The organism is Exiguobacterium sp. s48 (assembly GCF_018617395.1).
GTDB lineage: Bacteria > Bacillota > Bacilli > Exiguobacteriales > Exiguobacteriaceae > Exiguobacterium.
Genome location: NZ_JACSKC010000001.1, coordinates 638,618 through 659,703 on the forward strand (window position 1 = coordinate 638,618; position 21,086 = coordinate 659,703).

A 21,086-nucleotide genomic window follows, 5' to 3' on the forward strand; every position below is an offset into this window, starting at 1 on the left:
GTCGATGGGAATCATTCGAGAGTTACCGGAACAACTCGCGAACCGAATCGCAGCCGGGGAGGTCGTGGAACGACCGGCTTCCGTCGTCAAAGAATTAGTCGAAAATGCGATTGATGCGGGAGCGACGAAAGTGGACGTCGACTTACAAGAGGCGGGTATCCGTCTTATTAAAGTCCGTGACAACGGGCATGGGTTCCATGAAGAAGACGCGGCGCGAGCCTTCTTGCGGCATGCGACGAGTAAAATCCGTGACGAGCATGACTTGTTCCGGATTCGGACGCTTGGCTTCCGCGGTGAGGCACTCGCCTCGATCGCGTCGGTCAGTCACGTCTCGTTGAAGTCGAAGCGAGCAGCTGAAGAAGGCTTCGAGATGACGCTTGAAGGCGGTGTCGTCACAGCGATCAATCCGGCGGCGACGAACGTCGGGACCGAAATCGCGGTCAGTCAGCTCTTCTTCAACACACCGGCCCGTCTGAAATATTTGAAGACATCGGCGACTGAACTCGCGAGCATTACGGATACGTTGAACCGTTTGGCGCTGTCTCATCCGGAGATTCGTTTCACCGTCTTCCATGAAGAGAAAGAATTGTTGCGCACGAACGGGAATGGGGACTTGAAACAAGTCATGCTCGCCATCTATGGTCGCCAAGTCGCCGCACAAATCGTCACGGCTTCGAGTAAGACGAACGACTATACGTTGAGCGCGCATCTCGTACGCCCGGAAGTGACCCGTTCGAACAAACAATATGTGACTCTCATCTTAAACGGTCGAAGCATCAAGAATTTTGCGCTGACCCAAAGCGTGCTCGAAGGCTATCACACGCTCTTACCGATCGGACGCTATCCGATTGCCGTGCTCGAGGTGAAGATGGATCCGATGTTGATTGACGTGAACGTCCATCCGACAAAACGTGAAGTACGTTTGTCGAAAGAAAAAGAACTGTGCCAGCTCATCCGAGAGACCGTTCAATTGACGCTCCGGGAGCAACGTCTCATTCCGTCTGTGAAACAAGAAGCGAAGCCGAAACGTGTGACACCGTCTGAACAGTCGAAACTCGACTTTTCGATGGAGCCGCAACCTAAACAAGCCGACACCGTCGAGTGGAACTATCCGATTCCTCGGGATCGAAAAGAGTCGCTCACGTCTCCTTCCCAATGGAATCCGGCTCCGCTCGTTCATGAACCGGAGGCAGAGATGATCGAACCAAAACAGGTCGAAGAGCCTGTACGTCAGTCCGAGCGTCTTCCGGCGTTAGACGTCATCGGGCAACTCCATTCGAGTTATATCATCTGTGGAGCGGAAGACGGGATGTACGTGATGGACCAACATGCCGCCCAGGAACGCATCAAGTATGAGTTGTTTTATGAGCAGTTAGGACGTCCGGAAAAAGAGTATCAGCTCCTGTTGATTCCGCTGACGTTAGAGTTCACGCAAGAAGAGACGCTCGCCATCGAAGAAGTGCTCCCGCTTCTAGCGGATGCCGGCATCACGTTAGAGCCGTTTGGGGGTAACACGTTCCTTGTACGTGAAATTCCAACATGGTATCCGCAACATGACTTAGAGGGTACAATTCGTGATCTAGTGGAGATGGCTATTCAGCAGCGATCAATCGACATCGCGAAATATCGTGAGGAAGCATCGATCCTCATGGCGTGTAAACGATCCATCAAAGCGAATCATCCACTCAATATGGAGATGATGCGACAATTGATTGATGATTTGAGTCGAACGACGTCTCCGTTCACGTGTCCGCACGGGCGACCGATTCTCGTGAAGTGGAGCACGTATGAACTCGAGAAATTGTTCAAACGCGTCATGTAATCGTCTTGTTACCTTGTTTTAACACGATGTAACGTTTATGCAGGAGCCCTCATGGGAAAACTATACACATGTCACTCAACGCATCGAGGTTGAGAGGTGGCTTTTTCACTGCCTCACCCTCAAGATGCCGACATGAAATGTATATCCATGTAGGAGGAAAAGAAAATGACGAACAAACTTCAAGTATCAAAACGAGAATTACGCCCACGATCACTACGCACGAAGTTGCGTAACGAAGGAAAAGCGTTAGGCGTTGTCTATGGTTACAAAGTAGACAGCACGCCAATCGTGTTTGACGAGATGGACCTTCGTAAAATTCTTCGAGACCACGGTGACAACGCCTTGATCGAACTCCATTTCGATGGAAACAAGATCAACACGCTCGTGCACGGATCGGAAACGGATCCGTTCACAAACTTCTATCAGCACGTCGAATTTATGGCTGTGAAGATGGATGAAGAGACAGAAGTCGAAGCGGATATCGTCCTCGTTGGCGACGCGAAAGGCGTCAAAGAAGGCGGATATCTCGCCCAGTCACTCTATAAAGTGACGGTCGCAGCGACACCTGCCAACATCCCTGAACGCATCGAACTTGACGTGTCAGACCTCGAAATCGGTGACTCGGTGACGGTAGCGGATCTTCCAGAAGACAAATCGTACACGATCGTCTCGGAACCAGATATGCACATCGCCTCTGTGAATGAGCCGGTTGCTGAGGAAGAGGAAGAAACTGAATCAGAGGAAGGTTCAACTGAAGAAGAAGCTTCAGAAGGATCTTCTGAAGAAACAGAAGAATCGACTGAGGATAAAGAATAAGCAATTCGATTATAAAAGAGGAGCATCGTCCCTAGATGGGGCGATGCTCCTCTTTTTTCAGTATTGTTTCGCTAATCTTGTCTACAACTGATAACGTAATTATTAAGAAGCTTTTCTTCATTTTTAGTATCGGAAGGTGATCACTATGCAAGAGCTTACAATTATTGAAAGGAAGCATCTACATAAGCAGATTGGAGATAATTTAGATAATTATTTCATTATAGGTGAAATTAAAAAGGTTTATGAGATCACTAGTTATGATGATTTAACTATTAACGATAACAAAAAAGCTTTAATTGATTTTTTGGTTTACCAAAATGTATATCCAATAGTCATAACATTTATATTATCTAAAAATATAAGTCAGGATAATGAGATGGTTGAAAAAATGGATTCAAGGAAAATTAAATATTCTATGAACGATTGTGCTGAGGATGAGAATTCTTTTTATTACTGCAATGCAAAAATAGAAAACGAAAAAGATTTAAGGTTTTTGATTAACGAAACGTACTGGATGCCTGCTCAAAATGGGTTTTATAACATTATCTTTAAAGATAAATTGAATTTTACTTTAAAAAAATATGGTAAGTGGCTGTTCTCTAGCACTCAATTTGTACCTTTAATTGATATGAGTATACCAACTTCTTTTATTAAAATAGATGGAGATGGACTTGGGTTTATTTTATTTTCTAATGAAAAAAAATATGAATCTATTGAAGAATTAACAAAGAATATACCTCAAAAATTTTACATTGATTATTTAGACGAAAAATGAATTATGAGGGCCTCAGTTTGAGCATGTTATAACGCATAGTCATGTTACATAGATACTATGAAAAATGATATGTATGATGAGGTTTGGGGGTCTACTCATGATGACTCTTTGTTAGAATTATATAAACTGATAATAGCGGGTTTATCGATGTGAGGAATACAGTCCGTAGAGTTGGAATAAGACTAAATTTAGCCAGATCATATAGCTTTGTATCATGATGTTCATTTATACAATCAAAATTATAAAAACCATTTAAAACTTGTGAAGCCACGTGGTTTAAGCAACACATATTCCATACAGAAGGTGAAAAAATGAAAGCTCAGGAAATATTAAGAGAAATCGAAAAAATACACTACTGGGATGCGCGCGTTTTAGGATTCGATTGCCGTTATTTTGGAGATGAGGTTTTAATAAAGATTGAAGATGAGGAAGAGAGTTATCGTCACTACGAGATTGAATTTTTAGGTTGTATTAAAGTAGAGGTTTCTACCGCTCTAGATGATCGAACAATGCCAATCAAAGAACTGACGAGGGGACAACGCCCATATTTCATGCAGGATATTAGCATCGATAGTTACGAATTAGAGGGGCAGGAAATATTTATATGCCATCTCTTATTGCCTCCTGTTGCGGCAGAGATTCATTTCACGAAAATTAGAATCGGAAAGGAATATCACTGATAAATTTTACAATGTCTGAATCGCAATAGTCGACCAAGAGACAGTTAATAAATATATATTGAACTATCATGAAATGCAGTGATTACAGAAGAACATTATAATGCTATTCATAAAAATGAGTGAGGTGTATAATATGTCATACAAATCGATACAATCGCTATTACCTGTTAAAGAAAAGGCAATCCTGTTGGATCAGGTCGAAGGATTGAATAGATATCTTTGTATTCTACCGAACGATGAATTAGAAAGTCAGTTTGGAGATTTAGAAGAGTTCACAAAACAAGGCTTTGCAGTCGTAGGTTATGAAGATTTGCTAGGAGATTTTGTAGGAGTGGACATAAAGAGTGGACACCTTTTGATTGTTAATCATGAAACGCTTCATGTAGAGGAAAGATTAAATTTAACATTTGATGAACTCATGAGAAAGGATTAATCCCTTATTTTAACGATTGGCTTCATAAACTTTGTCTTATTATTCTCCCGAAAATTGGGAGAATTTTTGTTTGTCACAAATCCGCCATATGTAAACGATTACGATGTGAACACTCTGTCAATTCATGCAAGACAGGATTGCCAACAGAGACTGTACAGTTTATATTGTTAATGATTTCACATATTAGAACTGATACTTTCCTATTTAATTATTCAGAAAGAAGGGTTTGTGACATGGCATCAATGGAAATCCATGCACTCGAATCATTGCGAAAAAAAGCACAGGCTTCCTCTCAAATGATTCATTATCGTCCAATGGAATACTTTTTACGGGCAATGTTAGCCGGGATCTTTATCGGCTTTGCCTCAATCTTTACCTTGAAAGTCGTCAACGGTATGTATTTAGCGGAATCTCCGTTCACGACACTCATCGGAGGCTTCTCGTTCGGGATCGCGCTCGTCATGATTATCTATGGGGGAGCTGAGTTGTTCACGGGGAATACGATGTATTTCACAACGTCGACGCTTCGTGGTTATACGACGCTCAGTGATACGATGCTCGTCTGGTTGCTCTGCTTCGTCGGGAACGCACTCGGGGGAATTTTATTCGCCTTACTACTTGCACCGACTGGCGTCATCCAAGAACTCGGGATGAACAACTGGTTGTTCTCCGTTGTTGAAAGTAAAATGCATCATACGACGGTCGAAATTTTCTTCCGCGCCATCTTCTGTAACTGGATGGTCTGTCTCGCTATTTTCTTACCGAAACAAATGAAAAATGAGTTCGCTCAAATCTTCTCGATGATCTTCCTTGTCGCGGTCTTCTTCGCATCAGGATTTGACCACGTCATCGCCAACTTCGTCTTGTTCGCCTTGACGCTCGTCGTCCCACACCCTGAGACGATCAGCATGGCAGGTGCGATTCACAACTTGATTCCTGCAACGTTCGGTAACATTATCGGTGGAGCGCTCTTCATGGGAGCCATCTATACGTGGTTGAACTCGAAAGGTCTCCGTGAGGTACAAGAATTAGAGGAAGAAGTCGAATTAAAAGTCGTGAAAGCTGCTAAATAAATGATGTTTGTCACATATAACGTAGAGCCTTGTCTTACCGAAGACGAGGCTCTTTTTTATCGTATGACCACACGTAAACTGTCACAATATCGACTCGTGACCATCGAGAAAATCACATGCCATAATCTATATATAGGATTCTTAAAACGAATATGAATGTTTTGAATCCATATATAGTGAGGTGATGGGTTTTGAAATTACTGCAGTTGTATGAGGACGTCTGCGTCTTACCAGATCAAGACTTGGTACAAGAGAATGCGAACGTGGACGGCAAATCCCCGCTCGGAAAACTAGCACGACTCTCTTCAGAAGTGTCGAAAGAATTGTCGCAGACGTATTTGATGTCGGAACGGTCAAAACAAGCCGTCACTGATAACTTTTTATACGTGCACGATGCGGACTATTACATCACAGGATCGACGACATGTTGTCAAATTCCACTCGGTCAATTGTTGAAAGACGGCTTCCATACGGGACATGGGACGATCCGGTCCCCGAAAGACATTCGCTCCGCCATGGCACTTGCATCGATTATCCTTCAAGCGAATCAAAATATGCAGCACGGGGGGCAGGCGTTCCCGATGTTTGACGTCGACTTGGCACCGTATGTCGAGAAGACATATGAGCGTCAACTGAGCCGACTCCAATCGTTACCTGTTGACTGGGACGAGGGGCAAATGGAGACACTCGCGGAAGAAGAGACGATTTCGGCGACGTATCAGGCGTGTGAGGCGTTCATTCACAATGCGAACTCGATGCACTCACGAGGTGGTGGGCAAGTGCCTTTCGTCTCGATCAATTATGGGACGGACACGTCAAAGTGGGGACGTATCCTCATTCGGGAGTTACTCCGTGCCACGGAATGTGGGTTAGGGAACGGGGAGACTCCGATTTTTCCTATTCAAATCTTTAAAGTGAAGGAAGGAATCAACTTTCGGGAGGACGATCCGAACGTCGATCTTTTCCGTGAAGCGTGTCGGGTCACAGGTAAGCGTCTTTTCCCGAACTTCTCGTTCATCGATGCCCCGTTCAATGCCACGTACTATGATGGGACGCATGCATCTGAAGTGGCATACATGGGTTGCCGCACGCGGGTCATGGGAAATCGACATGGGGAGGAGACGTCAATCGGACGTGGCAATCTTTCATTTTCCACACTCAACTTGGTGAAGATGGCACTTGTATCGGAGTCGATCTCGGATTTTTACCGGATACTCAACCGATATGTCGACATCGGAATCGAACAGTTGGTCGAGCGTTTCGAGTATCAATGCAAGCGTCGCGCTGAAGAATTTCGTTTCCTTTACACACAAGGGGTCTGGCGAGGAAGTGAGGAGTTACATATTCAGGATGAGGTCCGAGACGTATTAAAACAAGGAACGCTCTCACTCGGTTTCATCGGACTCGCTGAAACGTTAAAGGTGTTGACGGGCAGTACACATGCCGAGTCGCGTGAGGCGGAACGACTCGGTCTCGATATCGCCACGCACTTAGCTGATCGCATGCGAGCGGCAGCCGATTCGTACGACTTGAATTTCTCGTTACTTGCGACACCGGCAGAAGGACTGTCAGGTAAATTTGTGACGAAAGACCAGGAAGCGTTCGGGATGATTGAAGATGTCACCAATCGTGCCTTCTATACAAATTCATTCCACGTGCCGGTCTATCAGTCTGTATCGATTCGTGAGAAAATCCGAATCGAGGCACCTTATCACGCATTGTGTGACGCGGGACATATCTCTTATGTCGAAGTCGATGGTTCTCTCGCCCACAACGCGGAAGCGGTGGAATCGATTGTTCGTTTGATGCGTCAACATGACATCGGCTACGGTTCGATCAATCATCCGGTCGATCGCTGCGGGAATTGTGGCTTAGAAGGGCTGATTGACGAATCCTGTCCGACTTGTGGCGAGGATACAAACATCGAACGAATTCGCCGCATCACCGGTTATTTGGTCGGGACGATGGACCGTTGGAATACGGCGAAACGAGAAGAAGAGCGGGCGAGGGTGAAACACGATGCGCATTCTATCCGTCGTTGAAGAATCCGTAGTTGACGGACCAGGGATTCGGACGGTTATCTTTACTGCCGGCTGTCCGCATCACTGTAAAGGGTGTCATAATCCTTCCTCGTGGAATCCATCCGGCGGTGAGGATGTCGAAGTAGAGGAACTTGTTCAACGCGTCAAGCTCAGTGGTTGGGACGGGGTGACCATCTCAGGAGGTGAACCGTTTCTTCAATCATTAGAGCTAGCAAAACTCGTCATGGCATGTAAGTCGCTCGGTAAAAATGTGTGGGTGTATACCGGTTATACGTTCGAACAGTTGGAAGCGATGCACGACGAAGCGATTCAAACCGTGTTAGACTACGCCGATGTCCTCGTTGACGGTTATTACGAGCAGTCGCTACGAGATATGGGACTCCGCTTTCGGGGATCGAGTAATCAACGAATCATCTTTTTGAATAAAGTGTAATCGAGGCAGAGATGTCTCGATTTTTTGTATAATGTTGAAAAAGGGGGATTTAAGATGAAATGGTGTAGTTTTGAGATGCAGGAAGAGCAACGAGTGGGGATCATCGAGGGCGATTTCGTCTTTGATGTCAGCAATCAAGTACATACGACTAACTTATTAGAAGTGATCGCCCGTGAGTTCGAGCCGGATATCGACTTGGACGTGGCGCCATCATACCGAGTGACGGAGGTGAAATTACTCGCCCCGTATCGACCGTTGAAAAATGTGATTTGTATCGGTAAGAACTACGAAGAACACGTGAAAGAGATGGATACAGCGGGAGCGGGGAAACTCGTCATCTTCACGAAAGCACCGACTTCAGTCGTCGGTCCGGAAGCGGTCATTGAGCGCCATCCGGAATTGACGGATAAACTCGACTATGAAGGCGAACTCGCCGTCATCATCGGAAAGTCGGGACGAGACATCGAATCGGTCGAAGAACACATTTTCGGATACACGATTCTAAACGACGTGACGGCACGAGACGTGCAAAAAGAACATGTCCAATTTTTCCGTGGCAAGTCACTCGATACGTTCTGTCCGATGGGACCATTCATCGTGACACCGGACGAGCTTCAATTCCCTCTCCAAATCAAAACAAGTGTTAACGGGGAGACGCGCCAAGACGGAACGACGGCCGATATGATTCGTCCGATTGACGAGCTCATTCGGACGTTATCGAAAGGCATGACGCTTGAAGCGGGTGACATCATCGCGACTGGTACGCCGGCCGGGGTCGGGCACGGGATGACGCCACCGACGTATCTTCAAACGGGTGACACCGTCGAAGTGACGATTGAAGGTCTCGGCACGCTAAGAAATGTGATTGTCTGAATGAAATGACGTAAAATGTGAAGAATCTTGTAATTCATTTATCATTTCATAAATGAGTGTTCCTCTTCGTTATAGTAAGGGTAGAAGATAACACAGAGGAGATGAATCATTATGGATCGTCACGATCAATCAAATGAACACGATCAATTACATGAATCAGAGCAACAAAAAGATTGGTTAGATACAGAACTCGGTTCATCCAACCGAGAAGAGACAATGGTACGAACACAAACAAAACCGTCATTCGTCAGCCGTATGTTCCCGGGACTTGTCGGTGGGGTCATCGGGGCGTTGTTGACGGGCGCAATCGCATATCCGTTTATCGACCAACCGGCTACGAGTGTGAGTGACACGAACGTGACCTCGCAAGGGACTCCGGTCCAGACGTCATCGAACGTATCCGATTCTTCGGTCACGAATGCCGTCGCGACCGCTCAACCTGCCGTCGTGACTGTGAACAACTTCGCCCAAACCGGATTCTCGAGTGAAGCGGTCGAGGCTGGAGTCGGGTCAGGTGTCATTTACAAAAAAGAAGGAGACTCGGCATATATCGCGACGAACCATCACGTCGTCAACGGAGCGGACAAGTTGACGGTCACGTTTAATGATGGCACGACAGCGGATGCCACACTCATGGGAAGTGACGCCACGTATGACTTGGCCGTCTTGAAAGTAGACGCTGATAAAGTACCGGCCGTCATCTCAATCGGCAAATCGAGTGAGTTAAAACCGGGACAAACGGTCATCGCCATCGGGAATCCACTCGGACAATTCGAGAACTCCGTGACGCGTGGTGTCGTCTCGTCGACGTCTCGTCTCGTACCGGTCGATACAGATGAGAACGGACAGGCCGATTTCAATGCCGAGGTCATTCAAACCGATGCGGCCATCAACCCAGGTAACTCAGGTGGTGCGTTAATCAACGAAGAAGGACAACTCGTCGGGATCAACTCGATGAAGATTGCGACGGCAGAAGTTGAAGGAGTCGGCTTCTCGATCCCAGTCGACATCGCCCTTCCGCTCATCAATCAAATCGAACAGACGGGAGAAGTGAATCATCCGTCACTCGGCGTATCACTTCGTGACGTATCAGAGTTCCCTCCAGGTTACTTGACGGAACAAATCAACTTACCTGAATCGGTAACGGCGGGAACAATCATTGTAGAAGTGCAGCAAAACAGTTCGGCTGCGAAAGCAGGTCTTGAGGCACGTGACGTCATCGTGAAAATCAATGACAAAGACGTTAGTTCCTTCATCGACCTCCGCAGTGAATTGATTCGCGATACGGATGGAACGGTCGACATCGAATATATCCGCGACGGAAAAACAGAGACGGTTCAAGTCGAGATTCAAAACGCGAACGGTTCTGCATTGTAAAAGGTGGGCAACATGCCCGCCTTTTTTGCTATGCTTATACAAAAGGAGGATGAGATATGGTACGAAACTTATATGGGGTGCTACTATTCGGGGCAGGGATTTTACATTTTGTCAGAGAGAAGGCGTTTATGTCGATTATTCCGAAGTCATGGCCGTTCCGTCGACTGATGGTGCGACTGAGTGGAGTCGTTGAGGTCATATTCGGAGCGATGCTCTTACTCAACAAGGGGACGACGTTCGTAAAGAGAACGCTACCGGCATTCTTTATCGCCGTCTTCCCAGCCAATATCAACATGGCCGTCAAACCTTCTAGAATCGGTGGGAAAGTCATTCCGAAATGGATCACGTGGGGTCGACTCCCACTTCAATGGATTTTGATCAAAGGTGTCAAAAAAATATAAAGGTGTGGAGATACATATGACAAACGTATTGAAATGGTTTGAACATTTTCATGCACATCCAGAAGTCAGTTGGAAAGAAGTTGAGACGACACGTACGATTGCCTCCATCTTATCGGACTGGTCGATTCCGCATCGGACGTTCGAGGATGTGACCGGGGTGATCGCGGAGATTGGATCGGGGGAAGACGTGATTGCGGTCCGCGCCGATATCGATGCGTTATGGCAACAAGTGGACGGTACGTTTCGAGCGAACCATTCTTGTGGGCACGACGCGAATATCAGTATGGTACTCGGAGCACTTGAACAGTTGAAGGACGAGCCGTTACAGAAGCGGATCCGTTTCATCTTCCAACCTGCCGAAGAGCAAGGGAATGGTTCCCTCGCCATGATCGAACGAGGCGCGTTAGAAGATGTGATGCAACTGTTCGGGATTCATTTACGTCCACAAGAAGAGTTAAGAAAGGGACAATACGCTGCGGCGATTCAGCATGGTGCTGCCTTTTTCCTAAAGGGAGAAGTGATCGGAGATGACGCGCACGGCGCAAGACCGCATCAAGGACAGAACGCACTCGATGTCATCTTCACGATTCAACACATGCTCAAAAGCATTTACTTGTCACCGTTTGAGCCACACTCCGTCAAGTTGACGAAAGTACACGCCGGGAGTGATAACATGAATATCATTCCGGGGAATGCGACATTCTCGATTGACGTCCGTGCCCAACAAAATGAGGAATTGCTCGAACTCCGAAATCGTGTCGAGGACATGCTTCACCATGTCGCTCAACTTCATCACATCAAAGTAGAGTGGGAATGGCAAGACTTCACACCGGGAGCGGTCGTCGGGGAAGAATCTAGCAAAATCGCCAAGCGAGCGATTGAGGGACGCTTCGGTGACGCGGCTCTCGTCGAACGGATCGTCACGTCAGGTAGCGATGATTTTCATTTTTATACCGTCGAGAAACCGACGCTAGATGCGACGATGATTGGAATCGGGGCTGACTTGGGTCCAGGACTCCATCATCCGCATATGATGTTTGACCGTGACGCCTTAGAGGACGGGGCTCGTCTACTTGCGGATGCGCTCCGAATTGCAGCGACTTAATTCAGAATGAGTGTGATAGACAGATGTCTGTCCACTCATTTTTTTATTGCATCAATCATTTGTAAGCGCTATCATAACGTTATTAGCGACAATATAACGACAATTCTGAATTTTCGCTATAGGGGAGGAAGTTATATGGAAACAACGGGGAACAAGCAAGACATGAAGTTAGGGTGGGCGCTCTTGCCACTCGGGGTGATGATCGTCGTCATGCTCATCTCGATCGTTAAGCTCGGTCAAGGTCCACACATTCCGCTCATCGTCGGAACGGCAGTCGCTTCAATCGTCGCCTGGCGTCACGGGTTCAAGTGGAAAGAGATTGAAGAGATGATGTATAAAGGGATTCGTCTTGCCTTACCGGCAGTCGTCATCATCATTTTGGTCGGGTTGACGATTGGGGCATGGATCGGTGGAGGGATTGTTGCCACGATGATCTATTTCGGACTGAAAATCATCTCGCCGGCATACTTTTTGTTAACCATTTGCCTCATCTGTGCGGTCGTCGCGCTCTCGATCGGGAGTTCATGGTCGACGATGGGTACGATTGGAGTAGCGGGGATGGGCATCGGGCTGAGTATGGGGATACCGGCGCCGATGGTAGCGGGGGCTGTCATCTCAGGAGCTTACTTCGGGGATAAGATGTCGCCTTTGTCAGACACGACAAACTTGGCGGCAGGCTTAACTCATACGAATTTATTCGTACATATTCGGCACATGTTATATACAACCATTCCGGGACTCATCATCGCGCTAGGGGTATATGCTTGGCTTGGTAGACGGTTCGCAGATTCGACGACGGACTCTTCAGAGATCACGCAGACATTGACGATTTTAGAGAACAGTTTTGTCATCTCACCATGGTTACTCCTCGTTCCACTCGCCGTCATTTTGCTCGTCGCGAAAAAAGTACCTGCGATTCCGGCACTCGTCGTCGGGATTGCCCTAGGCTTCTTGGCTCAAGTGTTCATTCAAGGCGGAACGCTCGCTGACAGCGTAGGCGCTCTTCAAAGTGGCTATGTCATTGATACGGGTAATGAACTGGTCGATAACCTCTTCAGCCGAGGTGGTCTTGATGCGATGATGTACACGGTCTCGATGACCATCGTCGCGATGACGTTCGGTGGAATTTTAGAATATTCGGGGATGCTCCAATCCATTATGAACCAAATTTTGAAGTTGGCGAAAACGGCAGGTTCGTTGATCGCTTCAACGATTTTAGCGGGAATTGCGACGAATGCGACGTGTTCGGAGCAGTACATCTCAATCGTCGTCCCGTCACGTATGTTTGCTGGAGCGTATGAAAAAATGGGACTGCAGTCGAAAAACTTATCTCGTGCCCTCGAGGATGGAGGGACGTTGACATCCGTGTTTATCCCGTGGAATACGTGTGGGGTATTCATCCTCGGAACACTCGGGGTCGGAGCGTTCGAATACGCACCTTACGCCGTCTTGAACTTCATCGTACCGGTCATTTCGATTGTTTATGCCTTCACGGGATATACGATTGAACGCATGGCGGTCATCCAACAGGAAGAACCTGTCGCAGAACAAGCGGCTCAATAAAACGATTCCCGGTCGTCAATCGACCGGGAATTGAAATTTATAGACGGTGCGCGGACGACCTTGGCTGTAGCTCATCTCTTCGCCAATCGGATGAACGAGTTTTGCATCAACCAATTTTTTGATGAGTCGCTCTGTCGTGCGACGTGTCACATTTAAATGGTCGGTCAGCTCTTTCGCTGTAAACTCGAGCTGGTCCATTGAAAAGTGAATGAGCTTTTCGATATTGGTCGGACTCATACCCGTCTGTTTCATCATGTCATAGACACGCGTTTGCGTGACGCGGAAATGAATCGTTGCCGGTTGATCGGTGAACGTCATTCGTTTTGAATCGTCGACGATTCGTATCGTGGCATTACTCGCCGTCTGAAGGGCAAGTTCGGCATGCTCAACGGCGCGTTGATAATCGGACCCATATCCAATCCCTACATGACCAGGTGAGTCCTCTGACAAAATAAAACCTTTTGATATAGCAGATTCAATCTTTCCTTTACTCGATAATAGGACGATACCGTCTTGAGTGGTCTCCATCAATTTACCACCGAAATAATGATGTGTTAACACATGGTTGAGCGTATCTTCACTGGCATCCGAGTAGAAGAGCACGGCGAGTTGGGACTGGTCTGATTTGTTCAATCGAATCTGTTGAATAAAATCATGGAAGTGGTGGAGAATTCTCTCTTCTGGCTCAATCATGAGTTGACTAGCAAATCCATTTTCCACTAAGTGTCGATGAACTCGCTCGACACTCGTCAAAGCGAATCGAGTCGACCCATTTCGTTGAAGTTTCTCATGAAACGAAATCAACTCTTCGAAATTCATATACGGACTAAGTTCTTTCACTTGCGGTGGCGACATGTGGCTTGGAAACGATGCTAAAATTGATTCAAGTCGTGACACATCAACGAGATCGATGGAGAGCTCTTCAATTCGGAGCTGTTGTGTCAACGTCACGTATAAGAGCGACGTCAATAAGACGACATCATCTTGAACGACGTGATGAGCGTACGGAAGAGACGCTACCTCTGTCGCGTACGTATAAGGAAATGAACCGGAGAAGAAAACTCCGTCAAAAAATAGGAGTTGCGTAGCGATGTCTTTCGCTTCTCGTGGGTCATCATACGGAAATCCCTCGATTCGAACATCGGGTAAAGAAGAACCTTTTTGTACCTGTTGAATAAACGATGGTGATCCGACGACGGCGATATGGATGGACATGTAAAATCCCCCTTGCAATTTAGCGACTATATAACGACAATATAGAGGAACAGGCAGTTGAAGTAAAGGAGTGATGAACATGAATATTCAAAAAATAGAAATTTTCTCGGTTCGATTTCCGTTAAAAGTACCATTCATCGTCAGTTATCATCGTTATGATGATATGCCGTCTGTCATCGTCAAAATGACGACTGCATGTGGACTTGTCGGTTATGGGGAAGCCGTGGCGGACGAGCATGTGACAGGAGAATCCGCTGAGAGTACGGTCAGTGTCCTCCGTCATCTATTGGCTCCGCTCCTAATCGGAAAAAATCCGCTGCACCTAGAACATATTCATGACGAGATGGACCGTGCGATTCGTGGTGTTCCGGCTGCCAAAGCGGCACTCGATATCGCGTGTCATGATGTGATCGGGAAAAAGCTGAATCAACCCATCTACGAATGGATTGGCGGACGGTACCATGAGTCATTCCCCGTCACGCACGTATTAAGTATTGGTGAACCGGATCAAATGGCTCAAGAGGCTCTTGAACAAATCAATCAAGGTTACACGGCCGTGAAGATGAAGGTCGGGGTCGATGTGCAAACGGACGTGGCACGTGTCAAGGCCGTCCGAGAAGCGGTTGGACCGGATGTTCCGATTCGGGTCGATGTCAATCAAGGGTGGATCAATGCGGCCAATACCGTTCAAGCGATGCGTCTACTCGAACCGTACGGAATCGATTGGGTCGAACAGCCGGTTAGCGCAGACGATTTTGAAGGCATGCTCGAAGTGAAACAAAAAATTTCCGTCCCGCTCATGATGGATGAAGGGCTGAAAGACATTCACGATATGAGACGTTTGACGATGATGCAAGCAGCCCATAAAGCGAATATCAAACTGATGAAGTGTGGCGGCATCTATCCAGCGAAGAAGTTGGTTCATATGGCGGAAATGTCCGGGATTGAATGCCAGATCGGTTCCATGGTCGAATCCTCCATTGCATCGAGTGCAGGATTTCACGTCGCTTTCTCGAGCAACATCGTGAAGACGGTCGAGTTGACGGGTCCGCTCCGATTCGGGAAAGATGTCGGAAACTTATTATATGATTTACCAATCATCTCACTGAATAATCGTCCGGGACTCGGTATTGACGTCGATGAGGACGTGTTGCGTGAATTGACGACGGATTCTTACGTGATTGGAGAAGAATCGCATGTGGAAAGGTGAGATCAAAGACCTTTCCCTTCATGTTTGTGTTCTAGGCTTGTCCGATTTACCGGAACTGTTGTCCGTCCAAGATGCGGTCATTCAGGCATTGGCTGAACCAGAACATTATCAATCGCTATCCATCGAGGAGTTCACGAAACTATTGAATGACCAGACATTGATTGGGGCAAGATCAGATGGTCGGATCATCGCGTTTCGAGCGATGCTCATCCCACCGATCGATGCGGAACATCTAGGGCGGGATATCGGTTGGCCGGAGGATTCGCTTGAACGTGTCCTGTATCAGGAAGTGACGAACGTCCATCCAGACTTCCGTGGATATGGACTACAGACACATTTAGGCAAACTGTTGATGGCACAAGTGGAATCGGATGATCGATTCGATGTCGTTTGCGCTACCGTCGCACCGTTCAATATTCCAAGCATGAAAGACAAGTTTACGCTCGGACTCCGAATCGGGGCGTTGAAAGAAAAGTATGGCGGGAAACTCCGCTATATTTTTTACAAAGAGATGCATCGTTCGTGGCATCCCACATCAGTTGTGCAAGATGTACCGATGGAAGATCGTGGGCGACAAGTTGAGTTGCTCCAAACTGGTTGGATCGGGACGGGCATGATGAAACAAGATGAACAGTGGGTCGTTCGTTATGAGAAGTAAAAAATCCTCGTCAAGCTGACGAGGATTTTGATTATTCGAGAACGAAGAGTACATCATTCGCGAATTTCTCATACGTACGGTCACTCGGGTGGAACTGGTCGGTCGCAAGGTCTCTTGATAAGTCAGAGATGTAGGCGAACGGGTCGATCACATCGATATTCTGCGCATTCGCCAATTGTTTCGCGGATGCGTTCCAATCGAGGATGAGCTGATTGAATGCTTGTCCATTCTCATCATTTTGAAACGGATTGTATAGACCGATATACACGATGGTTGCCGAATCGTTGAGCGAACGAATTTCAGTGAAAATCGTTTCTAAATTCGTCTTCGCATCCGTGACCACTTGTTGAATATCGACGGATTCGAAGTTATCGACGTTTTCTCCACGGTTGAACAAATCGTTTCCACCGATGGTCAACGTGATATATCGTGCGTTTTCGATGGTCCGACGCACTTCAGGTTGCTCGAGTTGTGTGAGTAAATCTTCTGTTCGTGCCCCAGACACGGCAAGGTTTTGCGTACGTACGCCTTCTTCTTCTTCAAGAGCAGCGCTGACAGGCTGTACATATCCTGCGCCTGATGTTGAACCGACACCGCGTGTCAACGAATCGCCTAATGCGACGTAAACGTTTCCTTCTGGTTCGGGACGTTCATCTTCGGAGGCAGAAAGTGTTCGCTCCGGAGGATTGACGATATCCTGATAACCGATCCATAGACCGTATAAGGCAATTCCCGTCAAGAGAACGGCGCCGGTTAAAAATGCATACCACTTCGACTGTTTCATGGGCTGACCTCGCTTTCTATATAGACATCATATCAAAAATGAATGGATGTGCCCTATGTGAATGTTCGAATAGGACAGATTCACTTTTGTCCGATAGAATAAAGAAAGAGGTGAGACAATGGAACCGACGTTAAAGCTACATGAACTGACAAAAGTGATTGGTAAAAAGACGATTATCGATAATATTTCGTTAGACGTCTATCCAGGCGAGGTATTCGGTTTTTTAGGACCGAACGGTGCCGGGAAGACGACAACGATTCGAATGATTGTTGGTTTGATCAAACCGACGAAAGGAAATGTATCGATTTGTGGATATCGTGTCGACAAACAATTTGTCCAAGCGATGAATCAAATCGGAGCCATCGTCGAAAATCCAGAACTGTATAAATTTTTATCCGGACGTGAGAACTTAGAAGCGTTCGCAAGGATGCTACCGGGTGTTGATGATAAGCGAATCCAGGAAGTCATCGACCTCGTCGATTTGACCGCTCGAATTGATGATAAAGTGAAGACATACTCCCTCGGGATGCGCCAGCGACTCGGTATTGCCCAAGCGTTATTAAACAATCCGCGTGTCCTTATCTTAGATGAGCCGACGAACGGGCTCGATCCGATGGGGATTCGGGATTTACGACTTTTCATCCGTCGTCTCGTAGAAGAAACGGGACTGAGTGTTCTCGTGTCGAGTCACATCCTGGCCGAGATTGAGCTGTTAGCAGACCGAGTCGCCATCATGTCGCGAGGCAAGATTGTCAAAGTAGGAACGGTCCATGCCTTAATCGAAGAACTCGCGTCAACGGTCGACTTACATGTGACGAATAGCTTCGAAGTATTGCCGATTGTGCAAGGATATGAAGGAATCGACCAAGCGGACGTGGTGGATGAACGAACGATTCGTATTTCCATGAACGTTGAAGAGACGGCGAAGTTGAATCGCTATTTAATGGAAAGAGACGTCGAGGTGTTTGGACTTGAGCGCCGTGTCCAAACGTTAGAGGATCTCTTCATCACATTGACAGGCGGTGATCACATTGCCTAACCCTTCAATGCTCGGACTCATTCGAAATGAAGTGCTCAAGATTCATCGGAAACGTCGATTGATGGTCGTGTCCATCATCCTGATTGTCCTCGTGTCGATGTTCACATACGCGAATTATCGGCAAATCGAAAAGCAACGTGAAGAGCAAGGGACGATTGATTGGCGCGTGGATCTTCAACAAGAAATCATTGATACACAAAACCGACTCGCATCTGCGAATGTTCAGGATGAGTTTCGACAAATCCTAGAGTTCCGAGTTCAGCAGAATCAATATTATCTGGATAATGACATCAACCCGAATTATCCGGGTGCCCCGACGTTCATGCGCGTCTTCTTCTCACAAGGGACAACGCTTGTCTTACCGCTCTTTATCATTGTATTGATGGCAGATATCGTGAGCGGAGAACATAATGACGGGACGATCAAGACGTTGTTATCACGACCGGTCCGACGATATAAAATTTTGCTCGCCAAATGGTTGACGACGCTCCTCTATACATCGATCTTAATATTTGTGACCGCCGTCGTTAGTTACGCCATATCCGGTATCGTGCTTGGGTGGGATGGTTGGACAGCCCCGATTTTGACAGGTTTCCAAGCATCCGCGACAGGAACATTCTCCACAGATTTCGTGCATACTCTTCCGATGTGGAAGTATCTGCTTATGTCGATGGGGCTATCATGGCTCGTCGTTGCCGCAGTCGGTACGATCTCGCTCATGATTTCCGTTTTGGTGAAGAATACGGCGACTGGTATCGGGATCATGATGGCCGTCCTAATCTCTGGGCCACTTTTGACATCGCTCGGCTCAAATTGGGATAGCTCGAAATACCTGGTCAACGTCAATTTCGGTCTTCATACCTATTTGGAAGGACAGGCACCTCCCATCGAGGGAATGACGTTGCCGTTTTCGCTCCTTGTCATTCTTTTATGGTCCATCGCCGCCTTGGCGTATGCGTTTTATCACTTTACTCAAAAAGATGTCTATTAACAGATCGTGCTCCTTTCCTGAAGGAGCACGATTTTTTTGTAGAATATATAGGATTTTTTAAAAATTATGGTTCTAAATACTCAATATTATGAATTGTCAAAATAATTAAAAAGTTGGATACACGGTTTGTGGGATACTGTGTAAAGTAAGAATCATCACAAAGGAGGGAAACACATGAAAAAAGTTGTATCAACATCATTAATCGCAGGCGTTTTACTCGTACCACAATTGGTAGGGGCGGCAGAATTGAAGTCAGGCACTCTGACGAAACCATCAGAAAGTGCACCGACAACAATCGTTAAAGAGTACGTGAAGTCAAAAGGTGAGTTCAAAACGATTGAGTCGAAGTCAGACAAAGTCGGGAAAGTGGTTAAACTCCAACAAACAGTTGATGGCGTACCGGTATTCGGTGGTGTGGTCGTCGGTGTCGTTGATGAAGCAGGTCAATTAAAAACTGTCGTAGATGATGCGAAATCGGTGAAGAACCTACATAAATCGATCAAGCTAAGCGAGAAGAAAGCCATCGCGAGTTATAAAGCGCTTGTCGGACATAAAGGGGCTTACGAGCTTGAACCGGAAGCGGAATTGATTGTCTATCCACAAGGTGACAAGTCGGTCTATGCATATCAAGTGACGGGAACCATTTTAGATGCTGAAAAACCATCACGTTGGACTTACTTCATTAATGCAGGAACGGGAGAAGTACTCAACAAGTTTGATCAACTAGCTCACGCGAGACCGACGAACGGCGTGACGGGTACTACGTACACAGGTACAGGAATCGATGTACTTGGTTACAGTCAGACGTTCAAAACTACGAAGAGTGGTTCTTACTATTACCTTCAAGATTCAACGCGAGGTAAGGGAATCTATACGTACGATGCAAGAAACCGTACTTCACTCCCTGGCTCACTTTGGGCTGATGTGGATAACGTCTTGAATACAACGTATGACCGTGCGGCAGTTTCAGCACACGTTAACGCTGCAAAAACGTATGACTTCTACAAAAACAACTTCGGACGTAACAGTTATGACAACGCAGGAGCTGCTTTGAATTCATCTGTTCACTACAGCCGTAGCTACAACAACGCATTCTGGGATGGAAGCAAGATGGTGTATGGTGATGGCGACGGTTCGACATTCACATACCTCTCAGGAGCACTCGATGTTGTCGCTCACGAATTGACACATGCCGTGACAGAATATACAGCAGGATTGATCTATCAGAACGAGTCGGGAGCGATCAACGAAGCGGTATCGGATATCTTAGGTACGGTTGCTGAATACAATGTTGGAACAAACTTCGACTGGTTGGTAGGGGAAGACATCTACACACCTGGTGTAGCAGGAGACGGTCTTCGTTCGATGTCGAATCCGGCTGCATACGGTGACCCTGACCACTACTCAAAACGTTACACAGGGACGCAAGATAACGGTGGGGTTCACATCAACTCAGGTATCGTTAACAAAGCGGCATACCTCTTAGGTAATGGCGGAACACACTATGGTGTATCTGTACAAGGTGTCGGAGTCATGGAAATGGGCGATATCTACTACCGTGCACTCAATGTTTACTTGACGCCAACTTCGAATTTCTCTAGTCTTCGTCAAGCAGTCGTTCAATCGGCGAAAGATCTTTACGGTTCAACAAGCGCACAAGCGGTATCGGCTGCGAAATCATTTGACGCTGTCGGAATCTACTAAGTTCTCAACATCTCTTCCGGTATTTCCGGAAGGGATTTTCTTATGCAGTTTTTGGGTAAATCAAGGTTGAACGTCGAGCGAAAAGGAGAACG

At 46.8% G+C, this 21,086-nt stretch carries 20 protein-coding genes; 18 read left to right on the plus strand and 2 right to left on the minus strand.

Annotated features, from left to right (window positions below; translation table 11 throughout):
• Positions 1-4: 4 nt before the first annotated feature.
• The 13 genes from mutL to nhaC all read left to right on the plus strand — a co-directional run bounded on the left by mutL (position 5) and on the right by nhaC (position 13,393).
• Positions 5-1,822, plus strand: coding sequence for a DNA mismatch repair endonuclease MutL (gene mutL / locus KNO66_RS03305; RefSeq protein WP_214740399.1), 1,818 nt, complete (start codon positions 5-7; stop codon positions 1,820-1,822).
• 165 nt (positions 1,823-1,987) lie between these two features.
• Positions 1,988-2,638 carry a 50S ribosomal protein L25/general stress protein Ctc gene (locus KNO66_RS03310; protein WP_214740401.1) on the plus strand — a complete coding sequence of 217 codons (651 nt, stop codon included), beginning with the start codon at positions 1,988-1,990 and terminating at the stop codon, positions 2,636-2,638.
• Between the two features lie 145 nt (positions 2,639-2,783).
• Entirely contained in the window at positions 2,784-3,413 is a 630-nt protein-coding gene (locus KNO66_RS03315; protein WP_214740403.1) for a hypothetical protein, read from the plus strand.
• 311 nt (positions 3,414-3,724) lie between these two features.
• A complete protein-coding gene (locus KNO66_RS03320; protein ID WP_214740405.1) occupies positions 3,725-4,093 on the plus strand; it encodes a hypothetical protein in 369 nt (122 codons plus the stop codon).
• 133 nt (positions 4,094-4,226) lie between these two features.
• Entirely contained in the window at positions 4,227-4,526 is a 300-nt protein-coding gene (locus KNO66_RS03325; RefSeq protein ID WP_214740407.1) for a hypothetical protein, read from the plus strand.
• A 242-nt stretch (positions 4,527-4,768) separates the two neighbouring features.
• On the plus strand, positions 4,769-5,599 hold the full coding sequence (locus tag KNO66_RS03330) for a formate/nitrite transporter family protein (protein ID WP_214742366.1): 831 nt from the start codon (positions 4,769-4,771) through the stop codon (positions 5,597-5,599).
• Positions 5,600-5,790: 191 nt separating this feature from the next.
• Positions 5,791-7,641: an anaerobic ribonucleoside triphosphate reductase gene (locus tag KNO66_RS03335; RefSeq protein ID WP_214740409.1), complete on the plus strand. Its 1,851-nt coding sequence runs from the start codon at positions 5,791-5,793 to the stop codon at positions 7,639-7,641.
• Positions 7,619-8,074, plus strand: coding sequence for an anaerobic ribonucleoside-triphosphate reductase activating protein (gene nrdG / locus KNO66_RS03340; protein WP_214740412.1), 456 nt, complete (start codon positions 7,619-7,621; stop codon positions 8,072-8,074). The genes KNO66_RS03335 and nrdG overlap by 23 nt, the downstream gene beginning before the upstream one ends.
• Positions 8,075-8,128: 54 nt before the next feature.
• On the plus strand, positions 8,129-8,947 hold the full coding sequence (locus KNO66_RS03345) for a fumarylacetoacetate hydrolase family protein (protein ID WP_214740414.1): 819 nt from the start codon (positions 8,129-8,131) through the stop codon (positions 8,945-8,947).
• 111 nt (positions 8,948-9,058) lie between these two features.
• Positions 9,059-10,324, plus strand: coding sequence for a S1C family serine protease (locus KNO66_RS03350; RefSeq protein WP_214740416.1), 1,266 nt, complete (start codon positions 9,059-9,061; stop codon positions 10,322-10,324).
• A 56-nt stretch (positions 10,325-10,380) separates the two neighbouring features.
• Positions 10,381-10,725: a DoxX family protein gene (locus KNO66_RS03355; RefSeq protein WP_214740418.1), complete on the plus strand. Its 345-nt coding sequence runs from the start codon at positions 10,381-10,383 to the stop codon at positions 10,723-10,725.
• 16 nt (positions 10,726-10,741) lie between these two features.
• Positions 10,742-11,830: an amidohydrolase gene (locus KNO66_RS03360; RefSeq protein ID WP_214740420.1), complete on the plus strand. Its 1,089-nt coding sequence runs from the start codon at positions 10,742-10,744 to the stop codon at positions 11,828-11,830.
• Positions 11,831-11,992: 162 nt separating this feature from the next.
• On the plus strand, positions 11,993-13,393 hold the full coding sequence (gene nhaC / locus KNO66_RS03365) for a Na+/H+ antiporter NhaC (RefSeq protein WP_483299189.1): 1,401 nt from the start codon (positions 11,993-11,995) through the stop codon (positions 13,391-13,393).
• A gap of 15 nt (positions 13,394-13,408) precedes the next feature.
• Here the strand turns inward: nhaC and KNO66_RS03370 are convergent, their stop codons facing one another.
• The gene (locus KNO66_RS03370; RefSeq protein ID WP_214740424.1) at positions 13,409-14,608 is read right to left on the minus strand and encodes a hypothetical protein; all 1,200 of its coding nucleotides are present in this window, start codon (positions 14,606-14,608) and stop codon (positions 13,409-13,411) included.
• 79 nt (positions 14,609-14,687) lie between these two features.
• Here KNO66_RS03370 and KNO66_RS03375 point away from each other — a divergent pair, with 79 nt between their 5' ends.
• Together KNO66_RS03375 and KNO66_RS03380 are read left to right on the plus strand one after the other, a co-directional pair.
• Positions 14,688-15,818 (plus strand): mandelate racemase/muconate lactonizing enzyme family protein, encoded by a 1,131-nt coding sequence (locus KNO66_RS03375; protein ID WP_214740426.1) that lies wholly within the window; start codon positions 14,688-14,690, stop codon positions 15,816-15,818.
• Positions 15,805-16,476, plus strand: a complete 672-nt coding sequence (locus KNO66_RS03380; RefSeq protein ID WP_214740428.1) for a hypothetical protein — start codon at positions 15,805-15,807, stop codon at positions 16,474-16,476. Before KNO66_RS03375 ends, KNO66_RS03380 begins: the two co-directional genes overlap by 14 nt.
• A 31-nt stretch (positions 16,477-16,507) precedes the next feature.
• Here KNO66_RS03380 and KNO66_RS03385 read toward each other — a convergent pair whose 3' ends face one another.
• A complete protein-coding gene (locus KNO66_RS03385; RefSeq protein WP_214740430.1) occupies positions 16,508-17,260 on the minus strand; it encodes a GDSL-type esterase/lipase family protein in 753 nt (250 codons plus the stop codon).
• A 118-nt stretch (positions 17,261-17,378) separates the two neighbouring features.
• Between KNO66_RS03385 and KNO66_RS03390 the strand changes: the two genes are divergently transcribed.
• The 3 genes from KNO66_RS03390 (at position 17,379) to KNO66_RS03400 (ending at position 20,994) form a co-directional block, all read left to right on the plus strand.
• Positions 17,379-18,299 carry an ABC transporter ATP-binding protein gene (locus tag KNO66_RS03390; protein WP_214740432.1) on the plus strand — a complete coding sequence of 307 codons (921 nt, stop codon included), beginning with the start codon at positions 17,379-17,381 and terminating at the stop codon, positions 18,297-18,299.
• On the plus strand, positions 18,292-19,290 hold the full coding sequence (locus KNO66_RS03395; protein ID WP_251128048.1) for an ABC transporter permease: 999 nt from the start codon (positions 18,292-18,294) through the stop codon (positions 19,288-19,290). The genes KNO66_RS03390 and KNO66_RS03395 overlap by 8 nt, the downstream gene beginning before the upstream one ends.
• Before the next feature lie 174 nt (positions 19,291-19,464).
• Entirely contained in the window at positions 19,465-20,994 is a 1,530-nt protein-coding gene (locus KNO66_RS03400; RefSeq protein ID WP_214740434.1) for a M4 family metallopeptidase, read from the plus strand.
• Positions 20,995-21,086: the final 92 nt, after the last annotated feature.

Bases quoted from the DNA above. Each gene is read 5' to 3' on its own strand.
- mutL (WP_214740399.1), top strand. From the start codon at position 5: ATGGGAATCATTCGAGAGTTACCGGAACAACTCGCGAACCGAATCGCA.
- KNO66_RS03310 (WP_214740401.1), top strand. From the start codon at position 1,988: ATGACGAACAAACTTCAAGTATCAAAACGAGAATTACGCCCACGATCA.
- KNO66_RS03315 (WP_214740403.1), top strand. From the start codon at position 2,784: ATGCAAGAGCTTACAATTATTGAAAGGAAGCATCTACATAAGCAGATT.
- KNO66_RS03320 (WP_214740405.1), top strand. From the start codon at position 3,725: ATGAAAGCTCAGGAAATATTAAGAGAAATCGAAAAAATACACTACTGG.
- KNO66_RS03325 (WP_214740407.1), top strand. From the start codon at position 4,227: ATGTCATACAAATCGATACAATCGCTATTACCTGTTAAAGAAAAGGCA.
- KNO66_RS03330 (WP_214742366.1), top strand. From the start codon at position 4,769: ATGGAAATCCATGCACTCGAATCATTGCGAAAAAAAGCACAGGCTTCC.
- nrdG (WP_214740412.1), top strand. From the start codon at position 7,619: ATGCGCATTCTATCCGTCGTTGAAGAATCCGTAGTTGACGGACCAGGG.
- KNO66_RS03345 (WP_214740414.1), top strand. From the start codon at position 8,129: ATGAAATGGTGTAGTTTTGAGATGCAGGAAGAGCAACGAGTGGGGATC.
- KNO66_RS03350 (WP_214740416.1), top strand. From the start codon at position 9,059: ATGGATCGTCACGATCAATCAAATGAACACGATCAATTACATGAATCA.
- KNO66_RS03355 (WP_214740418.1), top strand. From the start codon at position 10,381: ATGGTACGAAACTTATATGGGGTGCTACTATTCGGGGCAGGGATTTTA.
- KNO66_RS03360 (WP_214740420.1), top strand. From the start codon at position 10,742: ATGACAAACGTATTGAAATGGTTTGAACATTTTCATGCACATCCAGAA.
- nhaC (WP_483299189.1), top strand. From the start codon at position 11,993: ATGAAGTTAGGGTGGGCGCTCTTGCCACTCGGGGTGATGATCGTCGTC.
- KNO66_RS03370 (WP_214740424.1), bottom strand. From the start codon at position 14,608: ATGTCCATCCATATCGCCGTCGTCGGATCACCATCGTTTATTCAACAG.
- KNO66_RS03375 (WP_214740426.1), top strand. From the start codon at position 14,688: ATGAATATTCAAAAAATAGAAATTTTCTCGGTTCGATTTCCGTTAAAA.
- KNO66_RS03380 (WP_214740428.1), top strand. From the start codon at position 15,805: ATGTGGAAAGGTGAGATCAAAGACCTTTCCCTTCATGTTTGTGTTCTA.
- KNO66_RS03385 (WP_214740430.1), bottom strand. From the start codon at position 17,260: ATGAAACAGTCGAAGTGGTATGCATTTTTAACCGGCGCCGTTCTCTTG.
- KNO66_RS03390 (WP_214740432.1), top strand. From the start codon at position 17,379: ATGGAACCGACGTTAAAGCTACATGAACTGACAAAAGTGATTGGTAAA.
- KNO66_RS03400 (WP_214740434.1), top strand. From the start codon at position 19,465: ATGAAAAAAGTTGTATCAACATCATTAATCGCAGGCGTTTTACTCGTA.